The organism is Yersinia enterocolitica subsp. enterocolitica, from assembly GCF_901472495.1.
In the GTDB taxonomy this organism is placed as follows: domain Bacteria; phylum Pseudomonadota; class Gammaproteobacteria; order Enterobacterales; family Enterobacteriaceae; genus Yersinia; species Yersinia enterocolitica.
Genome location: NZ_LR590469.1, coordinates 2,240,825 through 2,256,015, shown reverse-complemented (window position 1 = coordinate 2,256,015; position 15,191 = coordinate 2,240,825). Strand labels below are relative to the sequence as shown.

The window sequence follows — 15,191 nt, the reverse complement described above, 5'->3', positions numbered from 1 at the left end:
TACATTCTTTTTGTTTGAGCCCTGTTTATGTCTGCTGATTCAGCCCCTGCGGTGGTGAATAGTGCGCCACTTAGCACTCGCCAAATCAATAAACGTATCCTCTCGATTGTTATTTTTACTTTCGTTTGTTACCTGACAATTGGCCTGCCGCTGGCGGTATTACCCGGTTTTGTCCATAACCATTTGGGTTACAGTTCACTGCTGGCCGGTTTGGTTATCAGCGCCCAATATTTTGCCACTTTAGTTAGCCGCCCACATGCCGGGCGATATGCTGATTTATTAGGGCCAAAAAAAGTCGTGTTATTCGGTTTGAGCTGCTGCGGGATTAGCGGGTATCGCCTGGCTTATCTGCCTGGCCGTGCTGTTGGCGCTAGTGTTAGCCAGCCGTAAAGCAGCGGTTTCGGTGGTGACGGGCAAACGCATTGCCTTTCGCGCGGTGCTGGGGAAGATCTGGCTTTATGGTTTGGGGCTGGGTTTTGGTACTGTGGGTTTCGGGGTGAACTTGATGGCGTGTAGACTATTCCGAAATAGTCGCTTTGAGCCAATAAATACGTGGTTTCCCTTATTTATTACGGTAAGGTCGCTCAATAGTAGTCAAAAAGAGGGGAAATAAATGTATTTACGGCCAGATGAAGTGGCTAGGGTCTTGGAGAATGCCGGTTTTGAGCGGGATTATACTGTTGATCAGGCTTACGGTTATCGGAAAGCGGAGCATTACGTTTATGTCAACCGGGAAGCTCGCATGGGCAGGACAGCATTGGTTATCCACCCGGCGCAAAAAGATAAAAGTTTGTTGTTTGCCACACCGACAGCAACACTTCGCATCAGTGACAAGTATCTGGAGTTTCCGCTTTATCTCGCGGGAGAAACAGAAGATCGCTACGGTATTGCCCACGGATTTAGCTCAAGAGAAATGTTATTGCGCTACCTGAACAGTATGTTCCCGTAAAGTTTGCCCGCCTTTGTCGCCATTAATTTCGTCGCGCCGTAATGCCATCATCAATGCAATACGGCGTCAGTTTCCTGATTAAATTGCAGATTATAATTGCGGCGAAATTGCGCTAATTCGAAAGCATCCAAATCCAGTTCAGCAAAATAGAACAAAGCCGCTTCAGTATGTTCAGCAGTTAGTATGGGGGAAATGTGCGAACGAATGAGCGTATTTCGCCATTGCATCACATTTTCATCGGAAGGATCTTTGATAAAGGTTTGGTAGATAAAAACCAGATAAGCTGCCTTTCTGACATCTTCAGCATAGCCATTGCTGGTGGAGCGAATAAACATTTGTGTTTGACGCTGCCCCATCTCTTGCAGCATGGATTCAATATAAATCGGTTTTATCTTCAGTAAATTAGCCAATGTATCCACGGCCTTGCGGGTATCTGAAGTCAGTACACTATAACCCACAATAAAAACCACGATCAAAACAGCAATAATTATCCACGTCATGTAGTGTTTCTTTGCGCCATTAAAGGTGAAATTGACAACGTAAAATTATCAGGCTGCTCAGTCGCCGCTATCGATAAATTAACGAAATGTTTACTGATTATCGCCACTAAAATTATCGCTGTTTTTCTGCTGATTATTCAGATGATGATTAAACGCGGCGGCATCTTTCGCCAATGCATCAAGATGTGCACCCAGCATTTTGATCTGTCTGACCAGTGAGTGTTGTTCAGGCAAGGTATTAGCTGTGTTGAGCTTTCTCAGCAGCATATCATTTTTAGCCCGCAATGCAGCTTCTCGTGCTTTTGACTGTTCCAACTCATGTTGCAGCGCGTTGTAACTCGCCTGCCATGTCTGATGTTGCTTCTCAAAAGTTGACTGCAATTCGCTCATTGCATTAAGAAACTTTACTTCAATCTCACGCATTGTCATTGCTTTTCCTTTATGACGGCTTCCGATTTTCAGTGGCAGTATAGCGAAATCTGAGCATAACCTCATCCGCTAGAATGTGTCATTTATTGCCGATGTAAGCCATATCAATGTTAGTTTTATCATAATTCGTTTTCATCATTCATTAATGTACGAAATAAATAAGCCTTGCTATTAATATCTCAGCATGCGTTAATAGCTTCATCGGTTTGTAGTACAGACCTATTTATGTAAGCCATTTAAGTAAAGTAGTTCCTAGTTAAAGCGATATTTTTAGACATCACTTCTCCGACGAATTTCCTTCTTTAGTGCCCCCATAAGTAACTCTTGATAAGCAGACCTCAATTGCCATCTATTGGCGCAAAATAATGAAGGAAATACCTTATGTCTAATAAAATGACTGGTTTAGTTAAATGGTTTGATGCTGGTAAAGGTTTTGGTTTTATTTCTCCTGCAGACGGCAGCAAAGATGTATTCGTACATTTCTCTGCAATCCAGGGTAATGATTACAAAACTCTTGATGAAGGCCAGAACGTTGAGTTCAGCATCGAGCAAGGCCAGAAAGGCCCTTCAGCTGTAAACGTAGTCGCACTGTAATTTATACAGTCATAAGAAAACCTCGCTATAGAGCGGGGTTTTTTACTTTCTACGGCTTATATAATTTTATTCTTATAAGCTAGTGACGCTAATTATATTTAAACTGTCGCCGATATACCGCAGGCGTAATCCCCACTATTTGGCGAAATGCATTTCTAAAACCTTCAATCGTCTGAAATCCACAATACTCCGCAATTCCAGCAATATTAATCTGATCCTTTTCCAGTAACGCTTTCGCTTTGTGCATTCTCTCGTGTTGTAGCCATATTTTAGGTGTTTGACCGGTAGCAGCGCAAAAATGTCGCAAAAAGGTTCTTTCACTGAGCGCCAATTCTGCAGCCATCTGGCTGATGGTCCAATTTTTGCCTAACTGCCCACGCACTCGCTCCATCAGTTTTGCCATATCCCGATGGGGTGCTTTAGCGACCGGTGTAGGAATAAATTGCTGTTGTCCACCACGGCGTTGTGGGGCCATAACTAATCGTCGTGCTACCTGATTGGCGACTTGAGCACCAAAATCACGGGTTATCAGGTGCAAGCAGGCATCTATTCCGGCACTGCTACCTGCCGAGGTGATAATTTGTCCTTCATCGACATACAGCACATTCGCATCGACATGAATATCGGGATAGCGTTGCGCCAAATAGTCGGTATAGCGCCAATGAGTGGTGGCGCTTTTGCCGTGCAATAATCCCGTCGCTGCCAGTACAAAAACACCGGAACAGATAGATATAATACGCGCGCCGCGTGCAGCTGCTCGTTGCAAAGCCTCGGTAAGTGCTGTTGGAGGGAGAGCGTCAGGACTGCGCCAGCCGGGAATAACAATAGTTTTAGCTTGTTCCAGTAAAGCCAACCCGGCATCCACGTGAATGTGTAGGCCACCATTGGCCGTAGAAATGTGTTTATCCACACCAACCACTTGATGCTGATACCAAGGGAAATCAAATTCTGGGCGAGCCAGACCGAATATTTCCTGCGCAATACCAAACTCAAACAAGCACAGACCATCATAAGCCAAGGTAGCGACCAGGCCTGGCTCTTGTTTCACACTCCCGGTGGCTGAATGATTCATTGGCGTATCTCAGTGGTTTATTGTCATTCCTGCCACTGTAATCGGCTAGCACTATTTCATAAAGTGATGCTTCAGATTATTTAATGGGGAAATTATATGAGTAGTTTAGTTAGTCAGATTCCACCCGCATCTCCAGAGCGGGCATTGCAGCACTTTTCTCAGCGTTTGGCATTTGAAACGGATTGTTCAGATGTTTACTCCAGCCAGCAACAGGGGACTGTGGACTTTGTTTTGGTGGATGTACGTAGTGAGGCTGCATTTGCGTCGGCGCATGTGCCAAGAGCTATCAATATTCCCCATCGATTAATGACGGCAACTTTGCATTCTCATTATCCAATGGAAACGCTATTTGTGATTTATTGTGCCGGGCCGCACTGTAATGGTGTTCATCGTGCCGCAATCAATCTAAGCCAGCTTGGCTACGCGGTTAAAGAGATGATAGGAGGGGTGATAGGGTGGCGTGATGAGGGGCTACCTTTGGTGGGTTCCGCGAATGAAAATACAGTTGTGGTTAGTTGTGGTTGTTCTATTTGAGTTTGGCTTTGTATCCCTCGTATCATTGTTATTACCGCTATTATTCTTGGCACTTATAACGCGTTAGCTGGTAGAGTAATAGCGGTTTTATTCATTGCAGGAATTCTATATGCGCTCTGTTTATCTGTGGGTGGTCGTGGTCGCCATTGCTGTCACCGCGTTCGTATCGCAGCTCAGTTTCTTCTTCATTGAACCGCAGGCGGCAGTTAGCGTGGGCAAAGTTTTGGTGCTCAAGCGAACGCCTAAAATGGGTTTTATTGATAGCCCGCGGGGTTATTGCCAGCGCGAATATCCAACCGAAGACTCCACACACTGTGAATCAAGAATTCTTCCCCCATTATTGGAGAGTACTCGTGCTATTTATGAATTGTCATTTAGTGATTATTTTTACGAAATGACGTATCAAACTCCCCAGTGAACTTTCCGGTAAAGACCTTGATTCTGACGGATTGGCAGTTGATTAAGATTTTTAATATAAGTCACGGTTAAATAGTTTCACTATTTTAATATTTATAACATTAGGGAGTGGGTTGTTAATTGGACGGAGGTCTTGATATCTGCTGGTGTTGCAGCGGCTTTAGGTGTTATCACCACAGGATTACGTAACAGAAATAAACGGGGCAAGTTAGGCGCTATTTTATAGGTTATTATCCCCATTATTGTTGGGAATATTATTTATTACCATTATATTAATCCGAATAGGCTCCGAAGCAAGGATCGAGCGCAGATAGAGCGTTCATTTGAGGGGTATCCTGTCTTCCAGACCCTGAAACAGCAAGAGCCAGCCCTTTATACTCAGTTAATTGACAACTTCCTCAAATCAAAGAAAGCCTGATGTCGATCGTGAAAATATCTGCGATATGTCCATTGATATGTACAGCCAAATATTGAAACTTCCCCCTGATGATGCAGGTGCTATTTTACGTTCAATGTTGGGTGACGAAAAATAGTCAATTTCAGATTGGTTATTAAAGATATTTATATACTCAGGAATGTCTACCTAATCACTCTCTTCTCTCTTCTGTTATGGTAAGTTTCAATCAGCGGATACTTATTCTCGGTTGGGGATTATCTTATTATTGGCCATTCTTTCTGATTATTTTAAATAAATAATAATATCTAAAGGGATTACGATATCATTTATCAGATTGATTAAGCCTCCTTAACTAGTAAGCAGCCTAACTAATAGGTTTTATCTCTTGGTGATCTCTGACTAATAGGTGAGTCTGTTGTTAATTCGCTCCTTAAAGATTATTTCTATCATTTTAATCTCTCTATTTTTGTGACTTTTATAGACCTGGATCAATTTTATTTATAAGGCATTTTATTTCTACCTTGGTTTTTTTTGATTTTCCTCATATAAACCTGACATTTGTCATATAAATGCTTTAAATGTCTAATAATTGAGTTAAAATTAGTCATTAATACTAAATAAAATGCACATTACCCATATTAATGTTTAGTGCTACGCTTAATTACTTGTTGAATCTTTGTCTGACAGGCAATGCCTTATATTCGCTAGCTAATTTATCAAAGGATGATTCATGTCTAAACGTCTATGGCTCCGAAATACCTTGCTGACAGCCGCTCTATTAAGTGCTTTTTCTGTTCCAGTCAGTGCTGCAACGCCAACTCACACACTACAACTGGCTATTGGTGACGAACCAACCGAAGGTTTTGATCCCATGCTCGGTTGGAGTCATGGCAGTTATCTACTGCTGCACAGCCCGTTACTCAAACAAAATGAAGATCTCAGTTGGAATGGTTTTTTACTCAGCGATTATAAAAGCAGTGATGATGGCAAAACCTGGACTCTGACACTCAAACCAGACCTCAAATTCTCCGACGGCTCACCTCTGACCGCCAAAGATGTGGCTTTTACCTACAACAATGCGGCGGCCAGCGGCGGCAAGGTTGACATGGGTAACTTCGTCAGTGCAGAAGTAATTGACCCTCTTAATGTTCGTATCCAACTGAAAGCGCCACAAAGCACCTTTGTGAACGTATTAGGCTCACTGGGGATTGTTTCAGCGGATAAATATGATGCTAAAACCTATGCACAAAAACCTATTGGTGCTGGCCCTTACCGCTTAGTGAGTTTCCAGCCGGGTCAACAAATGATTGTCGAAGCAAACCCTTATTATGCGGGCAACAAAAATGATTTCGACAAGCTGATTTTCGTGTTTCTTGATGAGGACAGCGCTTTTGCCGCCGCACAAAGTGGGCAGTTAGGCGTAGTTCGTATTCCTCCATCAATGGCAGTTGGCCCGGTTAATAACATGAAGTTATGGGTCAGACCGAGCGTGGAAAACCGAGGGATTGTGTTCCCGACCACGCCAGCGGGTAAAAAGGATGCACAGGGTTACCCAATTGGTAATGATGTCACCGCCGATGTCGCGATTCGTCGCGCGATTAACTACGCGATTAACCGCCAACTGCTGGCTGACCAAATCATGGAAGGCCATGCCATCCCCGCTTATAGCGGCGTGCAGGGGTTGCCATGGAATAATCCGGACTCAGCCATCAAAGATGGTGATATTGAAACAGCCAAACAGATATTGGAACAGGCTGGCTGGAAGCTGAACAGCGCGGGTATAAGAGAGAAAAATGGTGTTCCGGCTAAAATCACACTTTGGTATGCCAGCGGTGATACCACTCGCCGCGACTTAGCGCAGGCGGTACGTTCCATGCTCAAACCTATCGGTATTGAAGTTGATTTGAAATCCGGTAGCTGGGAAACCGTAGAGCGGAATATGCATGCCAACCCGACCTTGTTTGGTTGGGGCAGCCTTGACCCGATGGAGCTGTATCACCACTACAGCAGCAAAGCGGCGGGGGTGGAATATTATAATCCTGGCTACTACCAGAACCCAGTGGTGGATAAACATCTGCAACAAGCGCTGGATGCCAAAACTTGGGAGCAAGCCGTACCATTTTGGCAACAAGTGGATTGGGATGGCACCACCGGTACCGGTATTCGGGGCGATGCGGCATGGGCATGGTTATTAAATATCCAGCATACGTATCTGGCCAATAATTGTGTCGATTTAGGCAAAGGTGCGCCGGAAATCCACGGCTCATGGTCACTGCTTAATAGCCTCGATAGCTGGAAATGGACCTGTCAGTAATGAAGGGGATTTCGCTATTTACCCTGCGTTTAGTTTGCCTGCTGCTGGTCACGGCAGTAGGCACCTTTACGCTACTGAGTTTCTCTCCCGTTGACCCAATACGCGCCTATATCGGCAGTGATTTGCTGCATGTGCCACCGGAGCAGTATCCACTGATTGCAGCACGTTGGGGGCTGGATTTACCTTTGTGGCAGCGGTTCCTGCATTGGTTTACCCAAGTATTACAAGGGGATTTCGGTTATTCGATGTTATATAACGCGCCGGTTTCACAAGTTATCGGAGAGCGTTTTGCTACCTCGTTCGCGTTGCTATTTTCGGCATGGTTATTCTCCGGCATTGTCGGGTTATTACTAGGGTTGACGGCGGGGCGCTACCTTAATCGCTGGCCGGATCGTGTGATTTCAAGTCTGTCCTATTTATTAGCCTCATTGCCGACTTTCTGGATTGGTCTATTACTGTTGTCATTATTTGCAGTGAAACTGAACTGGGCGCCGATTTGTTGTGCGTGGACTCCCGGGAGTAATGCTGAAACAGCCAGCTGGAGTGACAAGTTGCATCATCTTATTTTGCCAATGCTGGCGTTAGGATTACTGGGTGTCGGTAATATTGCGCTGCATACCCGTGCCAGGGTGGCTGAAGTGATGAACAGTGAATTTATTCGCTATGCACAAGCGCAGGGGGATAAAGGGTGGCCATTGGTCAATTTCCATATTTTGCGCCATGCCATTACCCCCGCGCTGTGTCTGCAATTTGCCTCGGTGGGCGAATTGTTGGGTGGATCTTTATTAGCGGAGAAAGTTTTTGCTTACCCTGGGTTGGGGCAGGCGACTATTGATGCCGGGTTACACGGCGATATTCCGTTATTGATGGGGATTGTGATGTTTTGCGCCATCTTGGTCTTTTGTGGTAACAGCATCGCCAATGCCCTGTTACACCGCTTGAATAGAGGGGCCGCGCGGCAATTATGACTTATAACCCAAACCGAGCTTTATTCCGGCTTTTTGTTTCCTTAGTACTATTAGCTGCATTGGTTGTTTACGGATGGGCAATATACCCCATTGAAATTCCAATGGATTTAATGGCCCGTCGCCAGCCGCCGTCACCCGCTTATTGGTTTGGCACTGACAGTTTAGGGCGTGACCTGTGGTTGCGCTGTTTTCAGGGAATGACTACCAGCCTGCAAATTGGTTTGATCGCTGCCTTTGCCAGTGGCCTATTGGCGATGCTCACCGCCAGCTTATGTTCAATAAATAAAACACTGGATTATCTGATTCGTGGATTGATTGACAGTATGCTGGCTTTACCGCATTTACTCTTATTGGTACTGATCTGTTTCACTTTGGGGGGAGGGAAGCACGGCGTTATTTTGGCGGTGGCATTAACTCACTGGCCAAAACTTGCCTTGATTTTGCGCGCCGAGATTTTACGTATTCGTGAAACTGATTATGTGATGCTCTCACATCGATTAGGTAACAGTAATTTTTACCGTTGGCGTCATCATCTGCTACCGTTATTACTACCACAATGGATTGTTGGCACGTTGCTGATGTTCCCCCATGCGGTGTTACACAGTGCGGCACTAAGTTTTTTAGGGTTCGGGTTGTCTCCCCATGAACCGTCATTGGGGATTTTATTGGCCGATGCACTTCGTTATCTGAGCAGTGGAGCATGGTGGCTGGCATTCTTCCCTGGCTTGATTTTGGTCGGGTTGGTACTGATATTTGACCAGTTTGCCCGAGCACTGCAACAACTGTGGGTGAGGATAGCCTGATGCTGAGATTTTCAAGGTTTGCCATTGATGTTGCCCATTATCGCTGGCTAGGTCGGAAAAGCTGGCACCCTTTGCTGAATAATATTTCTTTGGAAGTAAACCCAGGGGAATTGGTCGCGCTGGTCGGGGGAAGCGGCGAAGGGAAGAGCCTGTTACTGCAAAGTGTGTTGGGCCTGTTACCGGAAAACATGCGTTGCCGTGGTGAGATTATTCTGGATGGCGAAGTTCTGTGCGCCCAAGATAAAATTGAACGGCGCGGCAAAACTTTATGTTATGTCCCGCAAGGGGTTAGCGCCCTGAATCCTCTGATAAAAGTGGGGTCACAGATGACCCGAGCTGCCCAACTCAGCGGGGTAAAATTGCGGCTGGAAGATGTCGCGCTGCAACTGCAAACCTACAATCTCGCACCGGGGTTGGTCCATGACTTCCCTCGACAACTCTCTGGCGGCATGGCAAAACGGGTGCTGACCAGTTGTGCAACCTTAACTAATGCTCGTTATATTCTGGCGGATGAAGTGACTTCATGGCTCGATGATGAGCATGCTTGCCAGCTACTGACCCACTTACGTGCTTTTTGTCAGCAAGGGCGCGGTATTTTATGGGTCACTCATGACTTAGCTCTGGCGGCGCGCTTTGCCGATAAGATTGCGGTATTACATCAAGGCGAACTACATGAAACGCTGAGCGCTGAAGAGCTGAAAAATAACGGCGGCAGCCCGTGGTTACAGTCGCTCTGGGCTGCATTGCCGGAGCAACAGTTTGTCAGCCAGAAAATGTCACCGGCGGAGGTGGCCGAGTATGTTTAGTGTCGATAATCTGACCATTGATCAAGGGGGGAAACGGCTATGGGATTCGGTCTCATTTTCGTTGAAACTGGGAGAGAGATTGGGGATTTCCGCACCCAGTGGGTTTGGCAAAACTACCTTGGGGCGAGTATTAGCACAATGGCAGTCGGCAACATCCGGGCAAATTCTAATAGGCGGCGCACCACTGGCTAAAAAAGGTTATTGCCCGGTTCAGTTAGTGCCACAACACCCAGAACAAAGTTTCAATCCTTACCGGACAACCGGCGAGAGTTTGCACGATGCCTGGCGACCCGATGCACAATGGCTTGAACGAATGGTTGTAAACCCAGTTTGGCTAAAACGCCGGCCTGATGAATTATCTGGCGGGGAACTCGCACGAATTGCTCTGCTGCGCGCCCTGGACCCACGGACCTGCTATTTAATTGCCGATGAAGTCACCGCACAACTTGATGCTCATATTCAGGCTCAAATTTGGCAAGTGTTATTGGAAGAAGCGGCTCGTCGGCCGTTAGGCCTAATTGTTTTCAGTCATAATAAATCTTTATTGGAAAAGGTGTGCTCACGTATATGGATACCTGAGCGAGAAAGTGAAAAACCTCTTTATCCGCGGCCAGTGGTTAAGCCTCATCTTGGTTTGGCGATGATAAAAACAGGGTAAACTCAATGATAATTAATGAGGGATAAATAAAATCTTAACAATAAAATAATAATGTGACGTGATAATAGAACTGCGGGCGAGTGGTTTTTAACTGGCATCATATTATAAATGTATTGATGGAGATCATATTACTTTTAAATAGATAAAAATAGATATTCACCACGTGATGGAATAACCGTTAACACAACGGACAGAGAACTTTACACCGGCAGATGATGGGGTGGTAAATATATGCCTTGGTTAATTTAAACTCATTTTTGGACGTGGTTATGTATTTTTATACACTATTACATAAGGTGAGTGCTCTTGTGGTTTGTACTGTTTTGTTTTTATTTTATTGTTTTTTTCTGCATAAATTTTCAATGAGAATATGTTGTGTACTTTATTTGCGACAAATATAAACTCTCCTGAAGTCTATTTTAAGCAATTGATTTTATTTGATATTTTACATTTTTTCAATTGTTGTATATAGCCATTTTTATTAAATTTGCAATTAGTGATGAATTTTTCAGGTTTTGGTCTATATTGATCATAGACGATTTTTTATAGCAGCCGGTTGATTTAACAGTATCTCTATTACAAAGAAAACATACTGAAGTTAGATGTTAAATAAAAGGATTCAGTAGCTATGGCATTAGCTATAGAACGCAAACGATTAATTAGCTCTTCACTATATTTTTTACTGTGGATAATTGCAGTAATGCTTTTCTATTTTAGTAAAAAAATATTAATAAACACTAGTTCACGGTTGCTTGAGATAACTAAAAGCGGTAAAAAATACCTATCCGGAAAAATCATCATACAAATAAACCTAACGGGATAATGCCCTATAGCCTGTCGCAGTTATTTGCGATGGAAAGGGACAATAGTCATCGTTTTTAGTCTGTTTCGCGATATTAAAGGTTACAGAATAAATATCTGGCAGCAGATTGATAGTAATAAAAATGTAAAGTCAGAATTCAAACGAAGAATCTCACAAGCTATACAGGAGGATACGCTTCAATTCTGAAATATTCTCATTTAACAGGCGTCAAAATCTACTTTTATCAGCAATAACAAGGGATAACCTTTATAGGCAAGGCAAGTTATAAGGCTAGTAGGTTGTTTTTCTCACTTTCACTTTCTTAACCAGATACAGGAGGGCTTATGCAGCTCACCCCAAGAGAAGTTGAAAAGCTCATGATCTACACGCTGTCTGATGTGGCGTTCAAACGCAAAGCGCGTGGCTTGAAACTTAATTATCCGGAAGCCGTTTCTATTATCACAGTGACTGCAATGGAAGGGGCCAGAGATGGCAAATCCGTAGAGGATGTGATGAAAGAAGCCAGTAAAGTTCTCACAAAAGATAATGTGATGGACGGGGTGGCTGATCTGATTCCGAATGTTCAGGTTGAAGCCATTTTTACCGACGGCAGCCGTTTGGTCACGGTGCACGACCCCATCAAATGAGTGACGGCAGCATGCGAGTAAAACCTGATCTGAACATTGCAGAGGATTAAAGCATGAGCACAAAGACAAATAGCACCAAAGCAACGAGTGAAAAGACAGATAGCTTAAAGACAAATAGAGGCACTAAATCAATTGCAGGTTATTCTGAACAAAATACCCCACTCGGTGGCTGCATTTTAGCCGATACACCGATCACCTTTAATGAAAATAAGCCTGTTACCAAAGTGAAAGTTCGCAACACCGGTGACCGGCCGATTCAGGTGGGTTCACATTTCCACTTCTTTGAAGCTAATCGGGCACTGGAGTTTGACCGCGCGGCGGCTTACGGAAAAAGACTGAATATCTCTTCAACCACCGCCATCCGTTTTGAACCCGGTGATGAAACCGAAGTTCCGCTGATTCCTTTTGGTGGTAAGCAAACCCTGTATGGCTTTAACAACCTGGTGGATGGTTGGACTGGTGAAGGCGTCGTTCCCAATAGCGAACGTCCGGATAAGCTAGAGGCTATTCGTCGTGCAGCTGAGCGTGGCTTCAAATCGTCTAAATGACACCTTATCTCACTAAAAATTATCGAAATTCGCATACGTGTAATTAGCTATAACCAATAGATTTCAAGTTTCAGGAAGGCGGCAAACGAGAGTCCCGATGAGCTAACACACCTGCAACTTGAAAGATGAAGGTTACGCGTACCGGAAAAAGAAAGGAGCGACAGATGCCTCAAATTTCTCGGCAAGAATACGCGGGTCTATTTGGCCCAACGACTGGCGATAAAATCCGTTTGGGTGACACCAATCTATTTATCGAAATCGAAAAAGACCTGCGTGGATATGGTGAAGAGTCGGTTTACGGTGGGGGCAAGTCATTGCGTGACGGGATGGGCGCGAATAACCATCTGACCCGCGATAACGGTGTACTGGATTTAGTCATAACCAACGTCACTATTGTTGATGCTCGTTTAGGGGTGATCAAAGCCGACGTCGGTATCCGTGATGGTAAAATTGCCGGTATCGGTAAAAGTGGTAACCCTGGGGTGATGGATGGTGTCACTCCCGGCATGGTGGTAGGCGTTAGCACCGATGCTATTTCCGGTGAGCATTTGGTTCTCACTGCCGCCGGTATTGATAGCCATATTCACTTAATCTCCCCACAACAGGCTTACCATGCGCTCTCTAATGGCGTGGCAACCTTCTTCGGTGGCGGGATTGGCCCAACCGATGGCACTAACGGAACCACCGTTACCCCTGGCCCTTGGAATATTCGCCAGATGCTGCGCTCAGTTGAAGGGCTGCCGGTCAACGTGGGTATTCTGGGTAAAGGTAACTCTTACGGCCGTGGCCCGCTGTTGGAACAGGCGATTGCCGGTGTTGTCGGCTATAAAGTCCACGAAGACTGGGGCGCGACAGCCAATGCCCTGCGCCATTCATTACGGATGGCGGATGAAATGGATATTCAGGTTTCCGTACATACCGACAGTTTGAACGAATGTGGTTATGCAGAAGACACCATTGATGCCTTCGAAGGCCGCACCATCCACACTTTCCACACCGAGGGGGCGGGCGGGGGGCATGCGCCGGATATCATCCGTGTTGCCAGTCAGCCTAACGTACTACCAAGTTCGACTAACCCAACCCTGCCATACGGGGTGAACAGCCAAGCCGAACTGTTCGACATGATCATGGTGTGTCATAACCTCAACCCGAATGTACCTGCTGACGTCTCCTTTGCTGAAAGCCGTGTGCGCCCGGAAACCATCGCGGCAGAAAACGTTCTGCACGATATGGGGGTTATCTCCATGTTCTCCAGTGACTCACAAGCCATGGGGCGTGTGGGGGAAAACTGGCTACGTGTGATGCAAACGGCTAACGCAATGAAAGCATCACGCGGCAAATTACCAGAAGATGCGCCGGGTAACGATAACTTCCGCGTCCTGCGCTATGTGGCAAAAATCACCATTAACCCAGCGATTGCACAAGGTGTCAGCCATGTCATCGGTTCAGTTGAAGTGGGCAAAATGGCCGATCTGGTGCTGTGGGATCCGCGTTTCTTTGGTGCGAAACCTAAGATGGTTATCAAAGGCGGCATGATCAACTGGGCGGCAATGGGTGATCCGAACGCCTCATTACCAACCCCACAACCGGTGTTCTATCGTCCAATGTTTGGCGCAATGGGTAAAACCATGCAAGACACCTGCGTCACCTTCGTTTCTCAGGCCGCGCTGGATGATGGCGTGAAAGAGAAAGCCGGGCTGGATCGCCAGGTTATTGCGGTTAAAAACTGCCGTACCATCTCTAAACATGACCTGGTGCGTAATGACCAAACACCAAACATTGAAGTGGATCCTGAAACCTTTGCGGTGAAAGTGGATGGCGTACATGCCACCTGTGAACCTATAGATACAGCAGCAATGAACCAGCGCTATTTCTTTGGTTGATAGATGAGTCTGGACGTAAATCTAGTTTGTTTAAGCATTCAGTTTGCTCATGGTAAGTGTCATCTGACGGTTGGATGGGGCGACCAACAATGGTCGGGATGCGTGGCATAGAAACGGATTTCATTACTGTGGGCAACTGGCTTTTGCCAAAAATACAGGCAAGGAGTCTATACATGATTTTGATAGAGCACATTCTTGGCAATGTGAAAAAAGATCCGGTTTGGCAGGAGAAACTCAAAGATGCCACTTTTGATCTCTTGGTTTTGGATCAACGGGAAGCACAAAAAAGCCGTTGCCGTAAACTCAGCACGCAGGGGTTGGATCTGGGTATTTCGCTCGACCGACACGTCGTTCTGGCTGATGGGGATGTGCTGGCGTGGGATGAAAAAACCAATGTCGCGGTGGTAGTACAAATCAATTTGCGCGATGTCATGGTTATCGATCTGAGTGAACTGAAAAGCCGTTCACCGGATGAATTGATTAAAACCTGCTTTGAGTTGGGGCATGCACTGGGCAATCAGCACTGGAAAGCAGTGACGAAAAATAACGAGGTCTATGTGCCTCTGACGGTTGCCACCACCATGATGGATTCCGTGATGAGAACCCACGGCTTCCAGCATTTACCTTTCCGTTTTGTTAAAGGGGCGGAAATTCTACCGTTACTCAGTAATTCTGAAGCGCGCCTGCTGTTTGGCGGAGCTGAAGATACCGATACTCATGTGCATGTCGCCAGCCCTTTGGATGAACCTCATGGCTCCGGCTTACATGTTCACGCGATTCATTCCCACGGTACTGGACATACGCATAGCCATGACCATGACCACAGTCATAGCCACGGCGATCACGACCACGACCATAAACACTGATTCT

General features: G+C 45.6%; 16 protein-coding genes and 1 pseudogene. 14 read left to right on the top strand and 3 right to left on the bottom strand.

The features are described from left to right. Positions 1–27: 27 nt before the first annotated feature. Together FGL26_RS10720 and FGL26_RS10715 are read left to right on the top strand one after the other, a co-directional pair. A pseudogene (locus FGL26_RS10720) lies at positions 28–499 on the top strand (MFS transporter); the annotation flags it as partial. 114 nt (positions 500–613) lie between these two features. After that, positions 614–949 (top strand): DUF2002 family protein, encoded by a 336-nt coding sequence (locus FGL26_RS10715; RefSeq protein WP_005173008.1) that lies wholly within the window; start codon positions 614–616, stop codon positions 947–949. 50 nt (positions 950–999) lie between these two features. On the opposite strand, the gene FGL26_RS10710 is transcribed toward FGL26_RS10715, so the two are convergent. Together FGL26_RS10710 and FGL26_RS10705 are read right to left on the bottom strand one after the other, a co-directional pair. After that, entirely contained in the window at positions 1,000–1,449 is a 450-nt protein-coding gene (locus FGL26_RS10710) for a DUF1198 domain-containing protein (RefSeq protein ID WP_005173006.1), read from the bottom strand. A 90-nt stretch (positions 1,450–1,539) separates the two neighbouring features. After that, positions 1,540–1,878 (bottom strand): MbeD/MobD family mobilization/exclusion family protein, encoded by a 339-nt coding sequence (locus FGL26_RS10705; RefSeq protein ID WP_005164311.1) that lies wholly within the window; start codon positions 1,876–1,878, stop codon positions 1,540–1,542. 381 nt (positions 1,879–2,259) lie between these two features. Between FGL26_RS10705 and cspE the strand changes: the two genes are divergently transcribed. Further along, on the top strand, positions 2,260–2,472 hold the full coding sequence (cspE, locus tag FGL26_RS10700; RefSeq protein WP_002212220.1) for a transcription antiterminator/RNA stability regulator CspE: 213 nt from the start codon (positions 2,260–2,262) through the stop codon (positions 2,470–2,472). An 88-nt stretch (positions 2,473–2,560) separates the two neighbouring features. Here the strand turns inward: cspE and ftrA are convergent, their stop codons facing one another. Further along, a complete protein-coding gene (ftrA, locus tag FGL26_RS10695) occupies positions 2,561–3,544 on the bottom strand; it encodes a transcriptional regulator FtrA (protein WP_005173001.1) in 984 nt (327 codons plus the stop codon). 96 nt (positions 3,545–3,640) lie between these two features. On the opposite strand from ftrA, the gene FGL26_RS10690 reads away from it, so the two are divergent. The 11 genes from FGL26_RS10690 to ureE all read left to right on the top strand — a co-directional run bounded on the left by FGL26_RS10690 (position 3,641) and on the right by ureE (position 15,187). Further along, complete coding sequence (locus FGL26_RS10690; RefSeq protein ID WP_011815713.1) at positions 3,641–4,078, top strand: rhodanese-like domain-containing protein; 438 nt, start codon at positions 3,641–3,643, stop codon at positions 4,076–4,078. 109 nt (positions 4,079–4,187) lie between these two features. After that, positions 4,188–4,496, top strand: a complete 309-nt coding sequence (locus tag FGL26_RS10685) for a hypothetical protein (protein ID WP_032912809.1) — start codon at positions 4,188–4,190, stop codon at positions 4,494–4,496. Between the two features lie 1,126 nt (positions 4,497–5,622). Next, positions 5,623–7,206 carry an ABC transporter substrate-binding protein gene (locus tag FGL26_RS10675; RefSeq protein WP_005172995.1) on the top strand — a complete coding sequence of 528 codons (1,584 nt, stop codon included), beginning with the start codon at positions 5,623–5,625 and terminating at the stop codon, positions 7,204–7,206. Then, the gene (locus FGL26_RS10670) at positions 7,206–8,174 is read left to right on the top strand and encodes an ABC transporter permease (protein ID WP_005172994.1); all 969 of its coding nucleotides are present in this window, start codon (positions 7,206–7,208) and stop codon (positions 8,172–8,174) included. The genes FGL26_RS10675 and FGL26_RS10670 overlap by 1 nt, the downstream gene beginning before the upstream one ends. Further along, positions 8,171–8,977 carry an ABC transporter permease gene (locus FGL26_RS10665; RefSeq protein WP_005172993.1) on the top strand — a complete coding sequence of 269 codons (807 nt, stop codon included), beginning with the start codon at positions 8,171–8,173 and terminating at the stop codon, positions 8,975–8,977. Before FGL26_RS10670 ends, FGL26_RS10665 begins: the two co-directional genes overlap by 4 nt. Continuing rightward, on the top strand, positions 8,977–9,783 hold the full coding sequence (locus FGL26_RS10660) for an ATP-binding cassette domain-containing protein (RefSeq protein WP_005172992.1): 807 nt from the start codon (positions 8,977–8,979) through the stop codon (positions 9,781–9,783). Before FGL26_RS10665 ends, FGL26_RS10660 begins: the two co-directional genes overlap by 1 nt. After that, positions 9,776–10,441, top strand: coding sequence for an ATP-binding cassette domain-containing protein (locus FGL26_RS10655; protein ID WP_005172990.1), 666 nt, complete (start codon positions 9,776–9,778; stop codon positions 10,439–10,441). Before FGL26_RS10660 ends, FGL26_RS10655 begins: the two co-directional genes overlap by 8 nt. 1,146 nt (positions 10,442–11,587) lie before the next feature. Further along, on the top strand, positions 11,588–11,890 hold the full coding sequence (locus tag FGL26_RS10645) for an urease subunit gamma (protein WP_032912807.1): 303 nt from the start codon (positions 11,588–11,590) through the stop codon (positions 11,888–11,890). Positions 11,891–11,943: 53 nt separating this feature from the next. Beyond that, positions 11,944–12,438 carry an urease subunit beta gene (gene ureB / locus FGL26_RS10640; RefSeq protein WP_005172982.1) on the top strand — a complete coding sequence of 165 codons (495 nt, stop codon included), beginning with the start codon at positions 11,944–11,946 and terminating at the stop codon, positions 12,436–12,438. A gap of 164 nt (positions 12,439–12,602) precedes the next feature. Further along, positions 12,603–14,321 (top strand): urease subunit alpha, encoded by a 1,719-nt coding sequence (locus FGL26_RS10635; RefSeq protein ID WP_138060235.1) that lies wholly within the window; start codon positions 12,603–12,605, stop codon positions 14,319–14,321. Between the two features lie 173 nt (positions 14,322–14,494). Continuing rightward, a complete protein-coding gene (gene ureE / locus FGL26_RS10630) occupies positions 14,495–15,187 on the top strand; it encodes an urease accessory protein UreE (protein WP_005172973.1) in 693 nt (230 codons plus the stop codon). The last annotated feature ends 4 nt before the right edge of the window (positions 15,188–15,191 follow it).

Coding starts and splice junctions, on each gene's coding strand:
- FGL26_RS10665 (WP_005172993.1), top strand. CDS start 8,171: ATGACTTATAACCCAAACCGAGCTTTATTCCGGCTTTTTGTTTCCTTA.
- FGL26_RS10715 (WP_005173008.1), top strand. CDS start 614: ATGTATTTACGGCCAGATGAAGTGGCTAGGGTCTTGGAGAATGCCGGT.
- ureE (WP_005172973.1), top strand. CDS start 14,495: ATGATTTTGATAGAGCACATTCTTGGCAATGTGAAAAAAGATCCGGTT.
- FGL26_RS10670 (WP_005172994.1), top strand. CDS start 7,206: ATGAAGGGGATTTCGCTATTTACCCTGCGTTTAGTTTGCCTGCTGCTG.
- FGL26_RS10705 (WP_005164311.1), bottom strand. CDS start 1,878: ATGACAATGCGTGAGATTGAAGTAAAGTTTCTTAATGCAATGAGCGAA.
- cspE (WP_002212220.1), top strand. CDS start 2,260: ATGTCTAATAAAATGACTGGTTTAGTTAAATGGTTTGATGCTGGTAAA.
- FGL26_RS10690 (WP_011815713.1), top strand. CDS start 3,641: ATGAGTAGTTTAGTTAGTCAGATTCCACCCGCATCTCCAGAGCGGGCA.
- FGL26_RS10675 (WP_005172995.1), top strand. CDS start 5,623: ATGTCTAAACGTCTATGGCTCCGAAATACCTTGCTGACAGCCGCTCTA.
- FGL26_RS10645 (WP_032912807.1), top strand. CDS start 11,588: ATGCAGCTCACCCCAAGAGAAGTTGAAAAGCTCATGATCTACACGCTG.
- FGL26_RS10710 (WP_005173006.1), bottom strand. CDS start 1,449: ATGACGTGGATAATTATTGCTGTTTTGATCGTGGTTTTTATTGTGGGT.
- FGL26_RS10655 (WP_005172990.1), top strand. CDS start 9,776: ATGTTTAGTGTCGATAATCTGACCATTGATCAAGGGGGGAAACGGCTA.
- FGL26_RS10685 (WP_032912809.1), top strand. CDS start 4,188: ATGCGCTCTGTTTATCTGTGGGTGGTCGTGGTCGCCATTGCTGTCACC.
- ureB (WP_005172982.1), top strand. CDS start 11,944: ATGAGCACAAAGACAAATAGCACCAAAGCAACGAGTGAAAAGACAGAT.
- FGL26_RS10660 (WP_005172992.1), top strand. CDS start 8,977: ATGCTGAGATTTTCAAGGTTTGCCATTGATGTTGCCCATTATCGCTGG.
- FGL26_RS10635 (WP_138060235.1), top strand. CDS start 12,603: ATGCCTCAAATTTCTCGGCAAGAATACGCGGGTCTATTTGGCCCAACG.
- ftrA (WP_005173001.1), bottom strand. CDS start 3,544: ATGAATCATTCAGCCACCGGGAGTGTGAAACAAGAGCCAGGCCTGGTC.